Annotated in this window: 15 protein-coding genes; 5 read left to right on the forward strand and 10 right to left on the reverse strand. The window is 55.1% G+C overall.

The window, feature by feature from the left end; all coding sequences use genetic code 11:
- Positions 1-2: 2 nt before the first annotated feature.
- From KVH01_RS14225 to KVH01_RS14245, 5 genes are all read right to left on the reverse strand, one after another.
- Positions 3-191 (reverse strand): hypothetical protein, encoded by a 189-nt coding sequence (locus KVH01_RS14225; RefSeq protein WP_182240339.1) that lies wholly within the window; start codon positions 189-191, stop codon positions 3-5.
- A 2-nt stretch (positions 192-193) separates the two neighbouring features.
- Positions 194-988 carry a P-type conjugative transfer protein TrbJ gene (gene trbJ, locus KVH01_RS14230; RefSeq protein WP_182240337.1) on the reverse strand — a complete coding sequence of 265 codons (795 nt, stop codon included), beginning with the start codon at positions 986-988 and terminating at the stop codon, positions 194-196.
- Between the two features lie 269 nt (positions 989-1,257).
- On the reverse strand, positions 1,258-1,482 hold the full coding sequence (locus KVH01_RS30830; protein ID WP_045338569.1) for a hypothetical protein: 225 nt from the start codon (positions 1,480-1,482) through the stop codon (positions 1,258-1,260).
- 2 nt (positions 1,483-1,484) lie between these two features.
- Entirely contained in the window at positions 1,485-1,694 is a 210-nt protein-coding gene (locus KVH01_RS14240; protein ID WP_045338571.1) for a TraC family protein, read from the reverse strand.
- A 630-nt stretch (positions 1,695-2,324) separates the two neighbouring features.
- Positions 2,325-2,912, reverse strand: coding sequence for a hypothetical protein (locus KVH01_RS14245; RefSeq protein WP_217881854.1), 588 nt, complete (start codon positions 2,910-2,912; stop codon positions 2,325-2,327).
- Between the two features lie 347 nt (positions 2,913-3,259).
- Between KVH01_RS14245 and KVH01_RS14250 the strand changes: the two genes are divergently transcribed.
- A complete protein-coding gene (locus KVH01_RS14250) occupies positions 3,260-4,558 on the forward strand; it encodes a TRM11 family methyltransferase (RefSeq protein ID WP_217882027.1) in 1,299 nt (432 codons plus the stop codon).
- Position 4,559: 1 nt separating this feature from the next.
- Here the strand turns inward: KVH01_RS14250 and KVH01_RS14255 are convergent, their stop codons facing one another.
- Both KVH01_RS14255 and KVH01_RS14260 read right to left on the reverse strand, forming a co-directional pair.
- Positions 4,560-5,231, reverse strand: a complete 672-nt coding sequence (locus KVH01_RS14255; RefSeq protein ID WP_181127502.1) for an MAE_28990/MAE_18760 family HEPN-like nuclease — start codon at positions 5,229-5,231, stop codon at positions 4,560-4,562.
- 26 nt (positions 5,232-5,257) lie between these two features.
- On the reverse strand, positions 5,258-6,307 hold the full coding sequence (locus KVH01_RS14260; protein ID WP_124408086.1) for a DUF262 domain-containing protein: 1,050 nt from the start codon (positions 6,305-6,307) through the stop codon (positions 5,258-5,260).
- A 646-nt stretch (positions 6,308-6,953) separates the two neighbouring features.
- Here KVH01_RS14260 and KVH01_RS14265 point away from each other — a divergent pair.
- Positions 6,954-7,124, forward strand: a complete 171-nt coding sequence (locus KVH01_RS14265) for a hypothetical protein (protein WP_217881855.1) — start codon at positions 6,954-6,956, stop codon at positions 7,122-7,124.
- A gap of 363 nt (positions 7,125-7,487) precedes the next feature.
- Here the strand turns inward: KVH01_RS14265 and KVH01_RS14270 are convergent, their stop codons facing one another.
- The 3 genes from KVH01_RS14270 to treR form a co-directional block, all read right to left on the reverse strand.
- Positions 7,488-8,258 carry an APH(3')-II family aminoglycoside O-phosphotransferase gene (locus tag KVH01_RS14270; RefSeq protein WP_217881856.1) on the reverse strand — a complete coding sequence of 257 codons (771 nt, stop codon included), beginning with the start codon at positions 8,256-8,258 and terminating at the stop codon, positions 7,488-7,490.
- A 31-nt stretch (positions 8,259-8,289) separates the two neighbouring features.
- A complete protein-coding gene (locus tag KVH01_RS14275; RefSeq protein WP_217881857.1) occupies positions 8,290-13,002 on the reverse strand; it encodes a membrane-targeted effector domain-containing toxin in 4,713 nt (1,570 codons plus the stop codon).
- Between the two features lie 88 nt (positions 13,003-13,090).
- Positions 13,091-13,795, reverse strand: coding sequence for a trehalose operon repressor (gene treR / locus KVH01_RS14280; RefSeq protein WP_217881858.1), 705 nt, complete (start codon positions 13,793-13,795; stop codon positions 13,091-13,093).
- Positions 13,796-14,032: 237 nt separating this feature from the next.
- Between treR and treP the strand changes: the two genes are divergently transcribed.
- The 3 genes from treP (at position 14,033) to KVH01_RS14295 (ending at position 18,623) form a co-directional block, all read left to right on the forward strand.
- The gene (gene treP / locus KVH01_RS14285) at positions 14,033-15,475 is read left to right on the forward strand and encodes a PTS system trehalose-specific EIIBC component (RefSeq protein ID WP_124401812.1); all 1,443 of its coding nucleotides are present in this window, start codon (positions 14,033-14,035) and stop codon (positions 15,473-15,475) included.
- Positions 15,476-15,592: 117 nt separating this feature from the next.
- Positions 15,593-17,239, forward strand: coding sequence for an alpha,alpha-phosphotrehalase (gene treC, locus KVH01_RS14290; RefSeq protein ID WP_217881859.1), 1,647 nt, complete (start codon positions 15,593-15,595; stop codon positions 17,237-17,239).
- Between the two features lie 163 nt (positions 17,240-17,402).
- The gene (locus KVH01_RS14295) at positions 17,403-18,623 is read left to right on the forward strand and encodes a maltoporin (RefSeq protein ID WP_217881860.1); all 1,221 of its coding nucleotides are present in this window, start codon (positions 17,403-17,405) and stop codon (positions 18,621-18,623) included.
- Positions 18,624-18,711: the final 88 nt, after the last annotated feature.

Genomic DNA, 18,711 nt, shown 5'->3' on the forward strand with positions numbered 1-18,711 from the left:
AGCTAGTACCCCTTCACGCCGCCGCGAGTGTTCGGGCGCGCCTCAAACGACGCATCAGCGTCACGCTGTTGCCGTTGTTGCTCAGCCATCGCAGTACATTCGATGTTGCTTTGAACCACCACGGCAACCATGTAACCGGTCAGTGCGGACCCGGCGCACATCAACGCGATTAGCCATTTCGAAATAGTCATTCTCAGTACTCCTTCACGCCGCCGCGTGTGTTTTTCCGCGCTTCAAACTGCTGTTCAGCCGCTTCGCTAACGGCCTGCCGGTCGCCTTGCTGGGCCATGTAGTTGCCCTGCATGTTGATTTGGGTGGCCATCAGATCCCGCAGTTTTTGCAGTTGCTGCACGTTCTGCGAGGCGATTTCGTTGCCCGCCTGAATAGCTTGCATGCGGCCTACGGCTGACTGCGAACGGGCCACCATGCGAGCAAGCTGGGCGTCTTCAGGCTCGAACGTGCTGGTATTGAGATTTGCCGCTTCCATCGCCGTTTTCACGTTGTCGCGGCCCTGTTGCGACCACTTTTGATAGCGATCTTGCGCCGGGACCTCTGCCGAGTTCGCTGCTTGATTCAGGTAGGAATCGAAGCCGGGGAAAGCCGTGTTGAACTGCGAATCCATGTTCTGGATTTGACGGCCCAAGGCCTGCGAACGGTTGTAGATGTTGACCACGCTTTTCAAGTCAGCCGCAATGCTGCCAAACATCGAATCGGGCAGGCCCGTGCCCTGCGTGACCATGTTTTGGTACTGCTGAATCTGCGTTTGCAGTTGCTCGGCGGTGTTCAGCGCCGTGTTGACCTGTTCGGCGTACTCGAACATCTGTTGATAGAACGTCGAGCAGTTAGAGCAGTAGATGGCGTAAGCCGGTGCAGGTGTGATGTAGAGGCCTACACCAAGGCCTGTGGTTGCCATTGCCACAGCTAGCGCCGCGCCTCGGCCAAATACCCGAGCGACATAAGCTGACGTTTTTCGCGATTCCATTTCCATGCCGAATACCTCATTTTGTCGTAATCTGAGGTCTGATTATTGTCCGATACGGGGTGGTTTTGAATATGCGGATAGATACTTATCCGCATAGATTTCAATGATTTGCGTCCGGAAACTGTCCGTCAATCATCCTTTGCAGTGATGCCAACCATCTGACTTGTCTAGGGTTTTTCTTACATGAGGAAGAATACTTAGCTGTCCGGTTTGATGCTTTTTGCGGACAAAAAAAAGCCCACCAAAGTGAGCTTTTGATAAGTTTGTGCGCGGCGTCAGTGGGCCGCGTAATAAGGATTCTGAGCGCGATAAAGGCTACGTTCAGTCTCAGGGATGTGCAGCGTCTCTAGGTGCCACTCTTCGAGTGAAGAAGCTAGCTCGGCCGCAATGCGCTGGGCTTCCACAACGGGCTTACTAGATTGCCCGCTGGCTCGACCTAGGCAGGCTTGCAGTTCATTGAGTTGATTGGCCAAAGCGCTGATGCGGTGAGCTGTCTTCATGATCAATTCCTCTTGCTGATCCCTTCCACGATTCTATCGAATTCTTCCCGGATCTGATCGTCCGTAAGCTCAAGATTAACCAATCCTGATTTTATTGCAATTCTTCCGATTCTTTCTGCTGCCTCATTGTCGAGCTTTGCAAGCCTTGCCTTAGCCATCTCTAGCTCAGAAAGCGCGTCAGCTCGCCGCTCGGAAAGGGTTTTTCTAGCCAATTTTATTGCTCCTTTTTTGGTGCCATTTCGGCCTAAACCTATTGTGGATCACGGAGATTTTAGCGACCGCTGGAATTTCTGACCACATCAGGATTGGCATCGCTAAGAACGAAGCGCGGCCCCGGCATGTTGGTCGCCACTCCTGTGCTTTCTCCGCCCTGTTTGATCCGTTCAGTTAAATTTGGTCGATTAAGTAAATTCAAGGCAATTTTAGGAAACTCCTGCTTAGATTAATGCAACTCTAGGCAACTAAGGAAAAATGAACGAAATTCAAGGAAATTCTAGGCAATTTGCGTTACCGAAACGGCCATTAGCATTAAATTTCTTTGAGTTGCACTCAGACAGACGGCAAGATGTGTGTTGTACGGGTACGGGCAAGCCCGCACCCTCCCAACACCGCCCCTTATTCGCCTTCGGCTCAACGGCATCTTGCTCTGCGAGGCGCGCAGCCGCTTCCGCGTCTAAAGGCAAAAGCGCAGCGTAAAAACAGGGTCAACCACGACAGGCGACACCAAAGAAAAGGCCCCAGCCCGTCGACGCGGTAAGCCAGTCGTGGTTTGGGCTATCGATCCGCACTTTAAATTGCGATGCGTTTAAGCACCTAATTTGGGGAGATGCCAAGTGTAAAAATTACGTTTCGTCGAAAAGGATGGCGTAGCTATTCCATAGTTTTAAAAAATGCTCCCAATCTGTTGCGCCACTCGATGTCTTAAAATTCAAAACGCCAGTGGACCTCAAGTCGATTGGTTTCGTCAGTACATCACTGGCGAGATCGTAGTAGGTCAGAAGCTTCTCATCATCCGTATAAAGCGGTGTGGGATAGCGCCCGGCCCATACCAGTGATGCCTCGTAGAATGCGATTAACTTAGCTCGATCTTTTTTCAAGGGCACGCCAAGGAGCTTATGAAGGTTTTCGAATTTGTGCCCCTTGAACTCCGTTGGCGAAAAGCCGCGTTGGGCAAGAACAGCTTTCATAATGAGTTCGAGAGAGAGCCCGCAGAGCATGTGATAAACGGGCCAGCAAGCGACAGCCATGCGATACCCAGGTGCATAGCCAAGCTCGGAGGCGATGGCAGAGTCTTGCGAACCCATGGAATGCCAAAGGGCGCCTGCTGAGGCTTTAAGATCCGCAGCACGGTTTCGCCAATGATTCGGGTGGTTTCTGTCTTCAGTAAGTGTCGGCCGGTCTGCAATAAACTGTCTGTAATCGTCATCCATAATATGTCTCGATCTCGGTGCCACGTTATTTTGGCTTAGAGTCTCACTCTCTCGGTGCATGAGCAATGCGTCTCTAGCCAGTTGAAAGGTACCTATGGTTGAGCGAGAACTATCCGAGTTGTGATGGTGAGCATGACTTCTCCATTAGCTGACGCGGTTTAAAAACGCACTTGTTGGGATCTCAAAGAGTTAATTAAGAGCAGGGTGGCAGGCCGGCTAGCACCCGTTATTGAATTATTTATGTTGGGCTAAAAATGTTATTTATTATAGTGCTCGCATATTGCTCTTGGATAATGTAAAATGTGAGGAGATCCAGTCATGATTTATTAAGAGTTCTTTTGCAGAATATGCCTCAATACTCATCCATAACTAACCCCAAAAGGCATTTGAATCCGCTTGAAGCAGAGGCGCGAAAGCTGTTTCCTTATTATGCTGGATTTTCAGAGTCATTTGTGGAGAGTGTGCTTGGGGTTTTGGATCTTGCCCCAGAGTCAGTAATATTAGATCAATGGAACGGAAGTGGTACTACAACAAGTACAGCTTTGAAGTTTGGGTTTAATGTAGTTGGCTCGGACCTAAATCCCGCAATGATTATTGTGGCTAAAGCGGCTTTAGTTTCCGTGCTGGATTTAAAAAGTCTGTTGCCGCTTGCTGTGTCTATTGTAAAAAAAGCTGAGCGTCTAAAGATTGATTTCGATTCTGACCCCCTTTCCCATTGGTTTGACTCAGCTTCTTCTTCGAATATTCGACGCGTTGAAGAAAGCATAAATTCAACATTGATCTCTCATGCCACCTACGTTCCGCTGAATACCTCGGAGGGGCTTGATAAGCTAACACCGCTCTCGGCATTTTTTTATCTAGCCTTATTTAGAGTGGTGCGGAGGCTAACTGCAAATTTTGTTGCTTCGAATCCTACTTGGATAAAAGTAAGTAAGAGCTCAGAGGAGAGAAAGCATGTGCCAAAGGAGGAGGTGTTCGGGCTTTTTATCAAGGAGGTCGAGCAGTTAAGTGTTCATCAGGCCATCTCTCCTCGGGATAGAGAGCTCAATCTCGACCAAGTACAGTTGATTCTTTCTGATGCGAAAAACTTGCCATTGTCAGAAAATTCGGTTGATGCCATTTTGACTTCTCCGCCATATTGCACTCGTATTGACTATGCTGTTGCTACCTACGTTGAGCTTGCAGTGATTCGGGTTGGAGGCCAGAATTTCGCACAGCTTCGCAGAGACCTTACTGGAAGCTCAACTGTTCCGAGAACCGGTTCGGAAGAAAGAGTTGAGTGGGGGGAGACTTGTTTGGAATTTCTAGATAAAGTTAAAAATCATCGATCTAAAGCATCAGGTACTTATTATTTGAAGAGTCACATTCAGTATTTTGATTCTTTGTATAATTCTGTCGCAGAGGCAGCGCGTGTACTCAAGAATGGCGCTCCGTTTGTATTGGTTGTTCAGAATTCCTACTACAAGGAGGTTAGGAATGATGTTGCGCTTATTATCGAAGAGATGGCCCGTCATGTTGGCTTGGGGCTGAACTATCACGCAGATTTCGTAGCGGCTCGTTCGATGGTGGATTTGAATAAAAAATCAAAAGTTTATATTAAAAAGCGTCAGACGGTGGAAAGCGTATTAGTGCTCGAAAAGAACTGATTTATGCTTGTCTGTAAATAGCGCGATGTCTAGCCTTTACAAATTTCAAGCTGTCTGCCTGCTCTTCCAAGCAATCAAGGAAGTAGGAGCAGATGCTATATACGGCATTTAATCGTATTTCCAGCTCATTCAATGATAAGTTTCTACCCGCCTCGCTTGCAGATTCGCGACCATGAGCAACCGCGTTGCGCTTTTCAGTTATCTCTTTGAAATAGCCTACTTCACTAGGATTTTGAGTCGCCGGTTTTGCTATTCCTAAGCAACAGAAAATTTCTAAGATTGTTTTCGGATAGACATTGTGTAAGTAGCTTCCAAAAACGGTGTCAGGTATAGCGCATAAAGACGTAGACTGCTGGTGTGAAAATATATCTCGTCGTGCTTCCCATTTTTTTTTCTCTGACCCAGATCGAGCTGAGCTTAATTGCGAGTCAAGGGCGATGGTAAACAATGATTGTTCGAGATGTTTTGTCTGTATGTTGAGGCCACAAAGGTGGTTGATGAATGCTTGTACTCCTTGCGTTGCTGAATATTCGATTGCGCCATATAAAGATACATAGATTAAACCACGTAACGTCAGTGACATAGGTCCCATGGGCTGAGGTGTGCCGTCTATCACTTCTAAATTCTTAATGCTTGAATAAAGTAAGCGCGATTCTGATAGTCGATCATTCATCCCTTCTCGTGCAAGTTGGCAAATTGTCATAAAGCGTCACGTACGTATTCGATACGCCCAACTACAAATTTTTTCTGATTAGAGCCGGCACCTGTAAATTTTTTTAGATTTTCGTCATTAGCTAGTACTGGTAGCTTCAAAAGGTCGATTTTTTTGCCTTGCTTTAAAGCTAAGGCAACTCCGACGGAAAGTGCTTCAAATAAGTTTACAGGCGTCAACCCGCCTCGGCCTCTGTTTATACCGTTAGGGAAGGCCTTTGCTAATATTTCCATCACGTCGCCAAATAGCTTCTTGTCTGACAGTGGGATTACGCTGTGTCGGACGCTATTCATATATTCATTCATGAATTCCTTGACTGCGTGGTTGAAGTCATTGTAGCGATAAAGATAAACAAAAAACCGTAGTACTAGTTCTTCGTAAGTGCCGTTAGATTCGTTCTTGGCTGTTATTTTAACTGAAGACTTAAAGTCAGCGAGCGTCGATAGTGTTTTAAGATCGTCGTTGTATGGCCCGCGATAGACGCAGTTCCTGATTTCCTGATCGGTTAACGATACGCCCCCTGTGTTAAGGCGTTCAAAAAGATCGAAGCGTACTGCAAGATCGCTTCTATCGTTTAGCACTGTGACGCGGATTGGCCGAGTTAGAAACTGCAATTGCATAGATTTTGGAAAGTCTATAAAACCTGTACCGTTGAATGCGCTCAGCTTTTCTAATCCGTTCACTATGAGTGGGTTAGCGCGATGTATTTTAGCTAAAAGCTCTTGGCTTCCTACAAAGTGGCTGAGTGATCCTAGTCGTTGTACTCCGTCAACAACCTCCCAAGTAGAGTCTGAGTTCATTGCCATGAACAGACTTGGTACCGGAATTCCCAGTAGTACAGATTCTACGAGTATTGATTGTCGATCAGCGTCCCAAATGAACTGTCGCTGGTATTCTGGTGGCACGAATATATCTCCAGACTCGACCATATCTAAAACTTGTCTAACTGACAGGTCATAGCTATCAAACGAAACCGTTTTTCGTTTTGTCTCAAGCTGAGATTGCATTAAGCCTAGTTTTTTCGTTGCAAGTGCCATTTTTATCCCTTTCGTGGACCAGTCGTCCAGCTGACATGAGCTATGTGATGCCAAGACAAGCGTCTATATGTATTTTCGTACACATATCGACTGCTCACGCCTCAGTATAACGATGTAATGGCACGCCCTGCTAATCGTCAATCTGAACATTTTGACATCCCCGGTGGAGATCTGACAGCGTTCCCAGGTAAGCTCAAGCCCTCGGTCCAGCGCGGGCCAAGGTTAAAAAAGCCGCATTTTTCGCGTCGCCATTGGCGGCTTGTCTAGGTAGGAAGGTACAACGTGTCGACATCAGGATTGGTCGCTCAGGCCGTTTCATGGACGCTTTGCGCGACAGCGCTTGGCATTTCGTACTGGAACTATTCACATTACATTGACGCGAAACGTGATCCGGACAGTGCTAAGCGTTATTTGCAAATGGCCCTGTACGCGAGGAGCGACGCTGGAATCGGAGAAGACGAGTTCAAGAAGATCGAGAGCTCCCATTACCGGCCCTACCAGAAGCGTTTCAGAATTGCACTCTTCGTAGGATTAAGCTCAGGTCTTGCTGGATTGGTTCAACTGCTCGCTTATCCATGACCCGCTCGACCCCCAGGATTGCGGATGTAAACTTGAATCTCATGCTTAGCTGAGAAAGGGGTAACAGATGAAGGAACGATCCCACGACGAGGCAATGGCCGAGCTGTTCGCGTCCTGTCCTGACTATGCGGTCGAGTTACTGACTGAGGTACGCCGTAATGGCGACCCTGCCGAGCTGGCCATTCTACTAAGGCAGATCGCCAAGGCGTTCGTCCCGGAAGTGGGCCAGTCAAGCTGATTCGCAAATCTCCGCGCTTATGATGGAATGGTATATTCCATGGCATGAGTAACCTTTTGATTTTTAACTATATGAAATATATGGGTTTTTATTCAATATTGATAATAGAGTGGGAGTGACCCTGCACTGGCAGGTCAATGCTCAATAACAAAACCCCGGCCTGGTGCCGTAATGCTGTTCAGTTAAGGCATTTTGTAGGAGCGAGCTTGCTCGCGAAAAACTCATAGGCGCCGCGTTCATTCAGGAAGCACGCGTTATCGTTGACGTTTTTTGCGAGCAAGCTCGCTCCTACAAAGGGCGGTATACGCTTAACTGAACGGCATTGCGGCCTGGTGCCGGGGTTTTGCTTTATGTGGGAGCCCTTTAATAGAACTCGTCAAGCAAGCAGTAATACGCAATGCGCTGCTCATCGGGCTCTACGCCATAGCACTCGAAGAACGGTGCCACCCATGCCTGTCCAAAGTTTTGGGTAATGCTGCGCGCTGCCAGGGCCAGGTCCTGGTAGCGGTCACTGACGCCTAAGCGACCACAATCGATAAAACCGCTGAAACGGCCGTCTGCGGTCATGAAGTTCGGCAGGCAGGCGTCGCCATGGGTCACCACCAAGTCCTGGGTGGTTGGCCGTGTCGATACCAGTTCGTCCAACACTTGCTCGGCGCTTTGTCCTAGTCGTTCATCGTCGAAGTCGGTCTCGTCGACCAAGCCCGCGTTGATGTGGTCCCGTGCGGTCGCGATGCGCACTTCAAGGCAGTGATCGAAGGGGCAAAGAACGGTGGGAACCTGATGCAGCGTGCGTAGGGCGTTCGCCAGGATCTCTATGATGTGCGCCACAGGAAGGCCGTCGATCGTCGCCAGGTCCTGCCCTGGCATGGCGCTCATCAGTAGCCAGTGGCGATCCTGGTCTATCACTTCATCCACCACAATCGGTGCCGGTAGCCCTTGTTGCCGCAACCAGCGCAGGCGCTCGATTTCGTTTGCCAGCTCAGTGAACTCTCCAAGGGGCTCGGACTTCAGGAACAGGTCTTCGCCTTGTTCGCTGCGGAGTCGATAGACGTCTGCGCGCGACTCGCCGATGGACTGTTGTTCGATCAGTGCATGGGGGAACTGTTCGCGCCATTTGCTCGGGATATTCACAGTGTTCTCATTCCCTGGTTTCAGCTGCTGCTCATAGCGGTGCCGGTTTGCCAACCATCACCATACCCATGTCTTCAAGCGCGGCAAACAATCCTTTGAGGCTGTCAAAGCGCTTTCCGCTAACGCTCGGCCAATTGGGGCGCTCGATAAAGAAGTAGCCGTTCTGGTTACGGATATCCGTAGAGACCAGCTCTCCCAGTTTGCTGCGATGTTTCAGGATGGGCGACACCGACGACGAGTCGACGGTAAACATTCCGCGGCGTTGCAGCAAGGCGTCGAACTCTGCGGAGGTTGCAGGTTTTCGGGGAATCTGCGACTGAAACAGCAGGTCGCTTTTCACCGCGCCTTCCTCGCCGGTTGCCGGGATGCCAGGGTCTGGAATGATGCCTTGGGATTGCCCGGGCGCAACATCCTCTATCCTCAGTCCATGCACTTCTTCCAGTTCGCTCAGCCCTGGAACCCCCTCGTAGCTGCTGACGTGGGTATTGCCCACCAGCGCTACCCATTTGTGCGCACCTTGGGCTGCCTGGTCGGCACGGATCACGGTGCTTGCGTAGTAGTTCATCAAGGCATGGCGTTGCGCACCTCGGGCGATCTGGCTATCGGTCACGGCCGGGATAAATCCGTCGGTACGGTAACTGGCCAGGCAATCGATGGCCTGGATGCGGATCTTATGCGTGCGGGCAGCTTTGATCAGTTCCATGAAGTTGTATTGCCCCAGCGGATCGGTGCCCATGCCGTTATCGAGGCTCTGCAGGTAGCGCCTGAGCGTCTCGGGCATTTCGCCGCTTTCGAAAAAGCTGTCCAGGGCTGCTTGGTGAAAGTCGCGCAGCAGATGCTCGCAATACAACGTCTTGACGTTTTTCTGTGCCAGCAACTCCATGTGCTCAATCAATAGCTGTTTGCTGCCCACGCCGCTGTGGGCTTCGCCGACCACGATGCCACGTCCGTCCTTCAGTAGTGCCTCCAGCCAGGTCGCCGTTGGGGCCTTGGCCGGCACCGAGGGAATAGGCGGGCGATTGGTCGCACGGAACCTGCGCAGGAAGGCCACCGCATCCTTGAACAGTTGCTGCCTTCTGCTTTTGAATGGCGCGTAGGGGTCGGGGCCGTTGTCGAAGAGGTTCACGCCCTCGTCGCTCAGGGCATATTTCGCAGTGCCTGGCCCGGCGGCGGCATTTTCCAGGGGGGCACGTAAGTCCGGCGGTATTTCATAGGCGACGGCCGGGCTTTGCACCGTCGGCACCGGCCTGCGGCCCGGCAACCGGTTGATGAGCTGCCCGGCGCCGCCTTTCAGGCCGGGCCTGGGCAACACTTCCCATTCACCCTGGGCGTTGAAGCGCACCGGGATGGCTTCCGAGAGGGCAAGTGGAGTTTCAGGATTGACGATTGCCCAGTGTCCGCCGCCATTGACGTCACTCACATACTGCACGTAATACGGCGTGTCGTTGAGCAGGATGGCCGCCGCCGGGTTGGACTCCAAGCGATAGATGCCTTGATCCCTGCCAGGCTCGCTGACCGGTTTGCGGCCTTCGAGGATTTCATTGGCTTCCCACGCTGGGGGGATTTCTGGCCGTAGGCTGGCCTCCACCGCACCGCTGGGAATGGCCGAAGGCGCCAGCGCCGCGCCCGTCTCGGCGGTGGTTTCAACAACGGCCTGCACGGCAGGGCGCTCCAGCTCTATTGCCGGAACCAGTGTCTTGGCCGGCGGCAGGCCCTTGAGCGTGAGGCCGTTTGCACCCAGGGCGCCGCGCAGTTCAGGCAGGGTCTTGTAGGCAGTCCCGTTGAGCCTTGGAAAGGCCTCGCGATCAATGAAATAACCGGCGTCCGAGTGCTGGATGCGGTTGCGTACCAGGTTGTTCAGGCGGTTGCGGTGAATAAGCGTCAGCTCGTTACGGGTCTGTTGCATGACGCAGTCCCCAGGTGAGCCGAGGATTGCTTCAAGGTCTCTCTGTGCAAAAATATGGGGGTGTATTTGTTCGCTCTCGCGCATCGGTACTTCCAGGAAAAGGTCAGTGTCCAGCGCATTGAGTGGTGGGCTCACCGGGTCAATTACTGGCAGGTTGTTGACCTTGGGGCCATAGCCGATCTTGATCTGGCTGCTTTGGCCGCCAAGTTCCTCGGTAACGCGCAGACTGGTGCCGCCGTTTATCTCGCTGATGCCGGTCACGCCTCTAAAGGTGTTGGTGTTTTCCGCCCCCGTGAGCATCACCCATTTGCCGACGCCGTTTTTGGCCTGGTCGAGGCGCAGGATTTCACTGGTGATGAAGTTCTTCGACATTTGCTCATCCACCGCCGACCCCTTGGGCAGGTAGTTGGCCAGGCATTCGCTGGACTGGATGCGTATATGGTTGTCGCGGGCGGCGTGCAGCAGTTCCAGGGTATTGAAGCGGCCCATATTGGTCGGGTCCAACTCGCGCAGGTACTTGCCCAGGCGGTCAGGCATGACGCCACTGTTGGCGAAGGCATCCAGGTCCAGTTGATGCAAGTCGTTGTAGAACCTGTGCAGGTAGAGGGTCTTGACGCCTTGCTTGGCCAGGTTGGGCATTTGCTTGATCAATAGATAGGTACTGGCGACCCGATTCGGGCTCTCGGCGATGACCAGCCCCTTGGCGTTTGCCAGACTTTTTTCAATCAGCTGCTCGGGGCTCGTGCCTGGCGTGATGGCAGGCAGTGCCGGCCGCTCGGGCAGGGTGCTGGTGAAGAACGGCCGGGAGAAAAAATTGCGCGCGCTGCTGAGGATTTTTGCCCGCATGGGGTTGATGAAATAGTCCGAGGTGCTGAAACCGCCAGCTTCGCCGGTAGGGGTGATGATTGGCCTGATGTAGTCCGGCCCGCCAGACATGGCGAGGCCGATGTCGAAACTGCTCTGGTTCTTCAGATCAAAAGGGGTCGGTAGGCTGGAGGACGGGTTTCTAAAACCCGGCTCCCCATAAGCGCTTGGCCGGCGATAGTCGGATGCAAGTCTCGGTCGTGTACTCGTGCTCGGGGTATCCATGGGGCTACCACCGCGCACCGCCTCGGAGGGGCGCAGCGCCCGCTCCCATTCGCCCTCGGCATTCAGGCGTACGGGCAATGAGCCGGTGCTGGCGTGGGGGTTCAGCGGGTCGATGATGGCCCAGGTGCCGCCGCCGTTCACGTCCGCTTCATAACGCACGTAAAACACCGCGTCCTTGAGCTTGATCAGGGTCGAAGGGTTGGCATTGATGCGGTAGATCTGTTCAAAACGACCGCCTTCGGTCATCGCCGTAGCACCCTCCAGCCCTTGCAGGCGCTGCCAGCTCGAGGGTATTTGTCCCAGGCCGTCGCCGGGCAGTTGGGGCAGCGTGGGGGGGGCAGGCACGGCAGGGCTTGCAGGTTCGGCTGCCTCGGGGTTCAGCGCCTCATCGTATTTGGCCATTTCGGCCGCTTCCGCTGCTTCGACTTCGGCGCCCACTTCGGCGATGGGCCCAGGACCATGCAGCGCTGCCAGGTTGAAGAGGGTGTCGATCGCGCTGAACACCGAACCGGTCACCCCAGCCTTGCGCTCGGCGCTGGTTCGGCCATTGACCGCCTGGTCGATGTTCAGGGCCAGGTTGGCGATGCTGGCGCCCAGCACCGGCAAGGCTACCGGCCAACCGATGACGGCCAGTGGCCCGAATATCTTGAGGCCGGCACTCAGGTAACCGATCCAGAGTTTTTTGCTCAGTTGCGCATTGGTGGTCAGCAACTGCTCGGCTTCGTCATACATCGCTGCGCGGGTGCGGTCCCGCAGCCAACTGAAGGCGTCCGTGGTGACCGCCTGGTTCTTCTGGTTGATCATGTGATGATCCGACTTGCCCCAGGTCTGCACCAGGCGATTCATCAGGTCAGTGATGCCGTCGGTCATGGCCTCGCGGTCAGTCAGGGAGAAGTGGCAGAGGAACAGGTCACGGGTCTTTTTGTCATCCATGATCCCGAGCAACCACCAGTGCAATTGCGCAGCGGTCTCGAACACTTTGAAGGTTTGCTGCTCACCTGGCACATAGAGTATTTGTCGCCCGGCTGCGTCAATGATGCGCAACAGGTTGGTAGCCACGTAACCGTCCAGGTCGAGGGCGGCGACCTGTGCACCGGCGCCTGGCGCCGCGTCGGTCTGCAGCATGGCCAGGCTGACCGGCCAGCTCAGGTGCGGGGCCACGGCGCTGATGCAGGTGTGGAAGTCTTCGGCACTCAGGTGCTTGAACTCGAGGGCCTGCACCGCCTTGCTGAGGAAGTTGCATTTGGCCAGGGTGCGAAAGGCCTCGGCGTGGTCCTGCCAGAAACTGTCGAGCTTGTCGCGATAGAGGTCGCTGAACTTCAGGGTCCAGAAGTCCTTGAGCACTTCGTTGGCATGCAGGCGTACTTCATTGGTTTGATTGAAGTCACCGTATTCCGGGCCTTTGGTATAGAAGCCGCCGTACAGGTCCAGTAGGTCGGCGTTGTCGTAGTCGGTGGCGCGGAAGCGATGAATCACCAGCTCGGTCAGGGTCGTCGATTCGTAGGGTTTTTCCAGCACATGTTCCCAGCCGGTAAAGGTCAGTGAACTGCTTTGGGCTGCCTTGAAGCGGTGGTAATACACCTCGTCCGGGTCGAGGCCCTTGACGCCGTGTTTATTCAATATGCCGCGGGCGGTTTCGTGAGCCGTATCGTGCAGACTGGGGCAGGCCAGGATCACGCGTCCGGCGAGGGCCTTGAGGGCTGCCTTGTCGGCGGCGTTGGGCAGGGTGCGGGTTTGGCTCGAAATCATGGGAGTGCTCATCCTTCAAAAATGAAGGGCGAGATTCCCCCAGGCTGGCGCGGGGAGGGCGCTACATAGTTAGGCTACAAGAGCGTGCTCAGCGCCGTGCGATATCCGAAAAGTAGAACTTGTCCAGGGTATGCCGTGACTCGGTGTACTCGAACTGCCGGCCGTCCTGCAAGAACGTCTGGTTACTCACCACGATCACATGGCTTTGCCCGTCAAGGTCCAGGTGCGCCTGATCGTCCTTGCTGCGTGGCAAGGCCTCGATGGTGCGCTGTGCATAGCTGATCTGCAGCTGCAATGTCTGCTCGATAAACGCGTAGATCGACTGTTCGGCGATATGGCGATCCAGGCCGGGAATCAGCTCGGCGATGAAGTGGTTGATGTCCAGGATCACCCGTTTGCCGCCGATGCGTCGTACCCGCTTGATGCGGGTGATCAGCGTGCCCGGCTCGGCCTCGAAGTGTTGCAGCAGTGGCCCTTCCAATGGGAGCTGGGTGAATTCAACCACCTCGGTGCATACGTCATCGCCCAGGTCGGCGTGGGTCTCATGGAAGCTGACGATACCGCCCAACTGGAACTCGATCGGGTTGGGCGACAACACAAAGGTGCCCTTGCCATGGATCTTTTGGGCAAAGCCACGTTCCTGCAACTGCTCAATGGCGCGTCGCACGGTACCGCGGCTGGCTTGGTAGGCGTCCATCAGCTCGGTTTCGGAGGGCAGGCGCGTACCGCGTTGCAGGCGTTCGGTGGTGATGCTGGCAAGCAGATCTGTATAGATCTGGTTGTATTTGCTCATGAGATGGCTCTATGCCCGGCTTGCATTCAAGGCAGGAACCTTAGTGGCAGAGGTGGGGTTTGTCCATTGGGCAGTCCTATAGCCAGGGGAAAAATCTGACGGTAAGTTCGCATTTATAAACAAAAGTGTAACTCGTACAGACGAGTTGTTGATTTAACTCGTACAGACGAGTAGTTTTGCCCTCGGCGTGCTGCCAACGACTGCCACCCATAAAAACAATCACAGTGGAAAACGAGCATGAGCCACGACTATCCGACTATCGCCCGCGAGATTCTCGAGAACCTCGGTGGGCGCGACAACCTTGAGCAAGCTGCCCATTGCGTGACCCGCCTGCGCCTGGCGCTCAAGGATCCGAGCCTGGTTAACAGCAGTGCGTTGAACCAGGTCGACCTGGTCAAGGGATCGTTCTTTACCGGCGGCCTGTTCCAGGTGGTGATCGGCCCCGGCGAAGTGGAAAGGGTGTATGCCGCCTTGCGCGAACAGACCGGTCTCGCCGCGTCCACCATCGCCGATGTCAAGAAGGCCGGTGGCGAAAAGGTCAATGCCTTGCAACAGTTGGTACGGGTATTTTCCGATGTGTTCATGCCGATCCTGCCCGCGCTGATCATTGCCGGCCTGTTGATGGGGGTGAACAACCTGATGGGCGCCAAGGGCATGTTCATTCAGGACATGACCTTGCTGGAGGCCTATCCGAACCTCGATGGCCTGTGGAACCTGATCAACCTGATGGCCAATACCTCGTTCGTATTCCTGCCCGCGCTGGTGGGCTGGTCGGCGGCCAAGCGGTTCGGCGGCAGTGAAATCCTCGGCATCGTGCTCGGCCTGATGCTGGTGCACCCCGACCTGCTCAACGCCTGGAACTACGGCAAGGCGGTCGCCGGGCTCGATGGGCAGAGCCTGCCGTACTTCGACATCCTGGGCTGGTTCCAGATCGAGAAAGTCGGCTATCAGGGCCAGATCCTGCCGATCCTGATGGCCGCCTATGTCATGAGCGTGATCGAGAAATACCTGCGGGCACGAGTGCCGAATGCCATCCAGTTGCTGGTGGTGCCAATCACCACCATCGTTGTTACCGGTGTCCTGGCGCTGGCGATTATTGGCCCGGTGACCCGCCACCTCGGCATCCTGATTACCGAAGGCGTGGTCACGCTGTTTGAGCTGGCGCCGATACTGGGCGGCTTGATCTTCGGCATGCTCTACGCACCGCTGGTGATCACCGGCATGCACCATATGTTCCTGGCCGTGGACCTGCAGCTCATTTCCACCCAGGGCGGCACCTTTATCTGGCCGATGATCGTCATGTCCAACCTGGCCCAGGGCAGTGCGGCATTGGGGGTGTTCTACATGAGCCGCAATGCGCGGGAAAAAAGCATGGCCTCGACGTCGGCGATTTCCGCGTATTTCGCCATCACTGAGCCAGCGATGTTCGGTGTCAACCTGCGATACAAATTCCCGTTCTACGCGGCACTGGTGGGGTCTGCCCTTGGCTGCATCTTCCTCTCGCTGAACAAGGTCCAGGCCTCGGCCATCGGCGTCGGCGGCCTGCCCGGGTTTATCTCGATCATCCCGCAGTACATCCCGGTGTTTGTGATCGGCATGGCCGTCGCGATCGTCGTGCCCTTTGTACTGACCTGTGTGTTGAGCATGAAGATTATCCGGCCTGGATATCGGGTCGCCTGATCCACCGCCATCGGGGCAAGCCCCCTCCCACAGGGGAATGCATTTCAAATGTGGAAGGGGACTTGCCCCCGATGAGGCCCTCAAAGCCCGCACACAATTAATTGAAGGAAACCCACCATGCAAAACTGGCAACACTCGGTGATCTACCAGATCTACCCCAAAAGCTTCCATAGCCACGCGGGTAACGCCACCGGTGACCTGCTGGGCATCGTGGACAAGCTCGACTACCTGAAATGGCTGGGAGTGGATTGCCTGTGGATCACCCCGTTCCTGCGCTCGCCGCAACGCGACAACGGCTACGACATCAGCGACTACTACGCCATCGACCCCAGCTACGGGACCATGGCCGACTGCGACCTGTTGATCAGCGAAGCGGCCAAGCGTGGCATCAAGCTGATGCTCGATATCGTCGTCAACCACACCTCCATTGAGCACGAGTGGTTCCAGCAGGCGCGCAGCAGCCTCGACAACCCCTACCGCGACTTCTACATCTGGCGCGACCAGCCGAACAACTGGGAATCCAAGTTCGGCGGCTCGGCCTGGGAATACGAAGCGCAGACCGGCCAGTACTACCTGCACCTGTTCGACCACACCCAGGCCGATCTCAACTGGGACAACCCCAAGGTGCGCGCCGAAGTGTTCAAGCTGATGCGCTTCTGGCGTGACAAAGGCGTGGGCGGTTTCCGCCTGGATGTGATCAACCTGATCTCCAAGCCCGCCGACTTCCCCGAAGATAACAGCGACGGTCGCCGTTTCTACACCGACGGCCCGAATGTGCACGCATACCTGCAGCAAATGCACCGTGAAGTCTTCGAAGGCCATGACCTGATCAACGTCGGCGAAATGTCGTCCACCAGCCTGGAGCACTGCATCCGCTACTCGAATCCGGCTTCGAAAGAATTGTCGATGACCTTCAACTTCCACCACCTGAAAGTCGATTACCCCAACCTGCAGAAGTGGGTGAAGGCCGACTTCGATTTCCTGCAACTCAAGCAGATTTTCTCCGACTGGCAACTGGGCATGCAGGCCGGTGGCGGTTGGAACGCGCTGTTCTGGTGTAACCACGACCAGCCGCGGGTGGTCTCGCGCTTTGGTGATGACGGCCAATACCGCGTGGTCTCGGCCAAGATGCTCGCCACCGCGCTGCACTTCCTCCAGGGCACGCCGTATGTGTACCAGGGCGAAGAGCTGGGCATGACCAATCCTGGTTTCGACAAGATCGAACAGTACCGCGATGTGGAAACCCTGAACATTTTCCGCCTCAAGCGTGATGCCGGGGAGTCCGAGGCGTCGAGCATGGCGGCGATCATGCAGAAATCCCGCGACAACGGTCGCACGCCGATGCAGTGGAGCGGCCAGGCCAATGCCGGTTTCAGCCGTGGCGAGCCCTGGATTGGTATCCCGGCCAACGCCGCGCAGATCAACGTGGAAAGCCAGCTGGATGATCCGGATTCGGTGCTGCATCACTACCGCGCCCTGATCGCCCTGCGGCGTTGCGAGCCACTGATCCAGGAAGGCGTTTATCGCCCACTGCTGCAAGACCATCGCCAGGTCTGGGCGTACGTGCGCGAAGGCCACGGCGAGCGCCTGCTGGTGCTCAACAACTTCTACGGCACGCCGTGCGAAATCCAGCTGCCCGACCAGGTGATCAACCCGTCGAGCGCGCAGCGGCTGCTCATCAGCAATTACCCCGATTGCCCGGCGCGCACGAGCACGGTGGTGTTGCGCCCCTACGAATCGTTTGTGCTGCACCTGACGGACTGAAATACCCCTGTCGGAGCGAGCGTGCTCGCGAAGATCATCAACGATACGCGCCGCTCCAGGTTCAGCGCGGCGCCTCGAAGTTCTTCGCGAGCAAGCTCGCTCCTACCAGTGATCGCGTCATGCAAAACAGTAAGAAAAAACAATAAAAATAAAGGAGCGCTTCATGAAAACAACAATAAAACTGGGCCTTATTACGTCGTGCCTTGCTGTGCCGTTTGGCGCCCAGGCCCTGGAGTTCGCCGGTTACTTGCGCAGCGGCGCGGGCACGTCAACGGGCAGCGGCAAGCAGCAGTGCTTCCAACTGCCGGGGGCGCAAACCAAATATCGCTTGGGTAACGAATGCGAGCAATATGCCGAACTGGAACTGCGCCAGGACCTGCTGACGTTCGACGACGGCTCGGTGCTCAGCGTGGATGCCATGGCCTCCCTCTACAACAAGTACGACCGCGCCCTGAAGTTCCAGGGTGAAAACAACGGCTCGGCACGCATGCCGCAGATGTATGCGCAATGGTCCAACCTGCCCAGTCTCAACGGTGGTTCGCTGTGGGCCGGGCGGCGTTACTACAAGCGTAACGATATCCATATCTCCGACTTCTACTACTGGAACCAGAGCGCCACCGGTGGCGGGATCGAGGACGTGCTGATCGGCGGCTTGAAATACAGCTACGCCCTGTCGCGCAAGGACAATCTGTACCAGAAGGAGTACGCCACCCGTCACGACTTCAACGTGGCCGGTTTCAACACCAACCCGGGTGGCGAGCTGGAGCTTGGTTTGAGCTACATCGCCAAGGCCGGCGGGCGTGACACCAACAGCGGTTGGGCGCTGACCGCGCAGCATGTGCAAACCCCGTTCCTGGGCGGCAAGAACAAGTTCGCCCTGCAGTACGGCGAAGGCCCTGGCACCGGGCTGGGCTATACCGGCAATACCCGGCTGGACAAGAGCAGCAAAAGCTACCGTGCCGTGGAGTTCTTTGACTGGCAGGTGACCCCGCGTTTCGGTGGGCAAGTCCAGGCGGTGTACCAGAAGGATGTACGCCCGGGGCGCCAGGACCAGAACTGGATGTCCCTTGGCGTACGCCCTGCGTATGCCATCAGCGAACAATTCAAGCTGGTCGCTGAACTGGGCCACGATCAGGTGGAGGCTACCGGCGGTACACGCAAGCTGAGCAAATTCACGTTTGCGCCGACCTGGTCGCCCAAAGGACCGGAGTTCTGGGCGCGGCCGGAAGTGCGGTTGTACTACACCTACGCCAGCTGGAACCAGGCGGCCAAGCGCGCAGCGAATGAACTCGCGGCGGGCTCGGCGTTATCCGATACCGGCGCCTATGGCACGGCACGGCATGGTTCGAACATGGGCGTGCAAGTCGAATACTGGTGGAAATAATCCGTAAGGAGTGCGCGGGCTAATGTGGGAGCGGGCAAGCCTGCTCCCACCTTTGATCTTCGTCATCCTCAACCTTGCATCGACTCAA

This window comes from Pseudomonas khavaziana (assembly GCF_019145205.1).
Taxonomy (GTDB): domain Bacteria; phylum Pseudomonadota; class Gammaproteobacteria; order Pseudomonadales; family Pseudomonadaceae; genus Aquipseudomonas; species Aquipseudomonas khavaziana.

What these genes read in the sequence shown, in the direction of transcription:
- KVH01_RS30830 (WP_045338569.1), bottom strand. Translation starts at nt 1,482, where the DNA reads ATGAAGACAGCTCACCGCATCAGCGCTTTGGCCAATCAACTCAATGAA.
- KVH01_RS14275 (WP_217881857.1), bottom strand. Translation starts at nt 13,002, where the DNA reads ATGATTTCGAGCCAAACCCGCACCCTGCCCAACGCCGCCGACAAGGCA.
- KVH01_RS14265 (WP_217881855.1), top strand. Translation starts at nt 6,954, where the DNA reads ATGAAGGAACGATCCCACGACGAGGCAATGGCCGAGCTGTTCGCGTCC.
- KVH01_RS14295 (WP_217881860.1), top strand. Translation starts at nt 17,403, where the DNA reads ATGAAAACAACAATAAAACTGGGCCTTATTACGTCGTGCCTTGCTGTG.
- KVH01_RS14255 (WP_181127502.1), bottom strand. Translation starts at nt 5,231, where the DNA reads ATGAATGATCGACTATCAGAATCGCGCTTACTTTATTCAAGCATTAAG.
- treC (WP_217881859.1), top strand. Translation starts at nt 15,593, where the DNA reads ATGCAAAACTGGCAACACTCGGTGATCTACCAGATCTACCCCAAAAGC.
- treR (WP_217881858.1), bottom strand. Translation starts at nt 13,795, where the DNA reads ATGAGCAAATACAACCAGATCTATACAGATCTGCTTGCCAGCATCACC.
- treP (WP_124401812.1), top strand. Translation starts at nt 14,033, where the DNA reads ATGAGCCACGACTATCCGACTATCGCCCGCGAGATTCTCGAGAACCTC.
- KVH01_RS14260 (WP_124408086.1), bottom strand. Translation starts at nt 6,307, where the DNA reads ATGGCACTTGCAACGAAAAAACTAGGCTTAATGCAATCTCAGCTTGAG.
- trbJ (WP_182240337.1), bottom strand. Translation starts at nt 988, where the DNA reads ATGGAAATGGAATCGCGAAAAACGTCAGCTTATGTCGCTCGGGTATTT.
- KVH01_RS14245 (WP_217881854.1), bottom strand. Translation starts at nt 2,912, where the DNA reads ATGGATGACGATTACAGACAGTTTATTGCAGACCGGCCGACACTTACT.
- KVH01_RS14225 (WP_182240339.1), bottom strand. Translation starts at nt 191, where the DNA reads ATGACTATTTCGAAATGGCTAATCGCGTTGATGTGCGCCGGGTCCGCA.
- KVH01_RS14250 (WP_217882027.1), top strand. Translation starts at nt 3,260, where the DNA reads ATGCCTCAATACTCATCCATAACTAACCCCAAAAGGCATTTGAATCCG.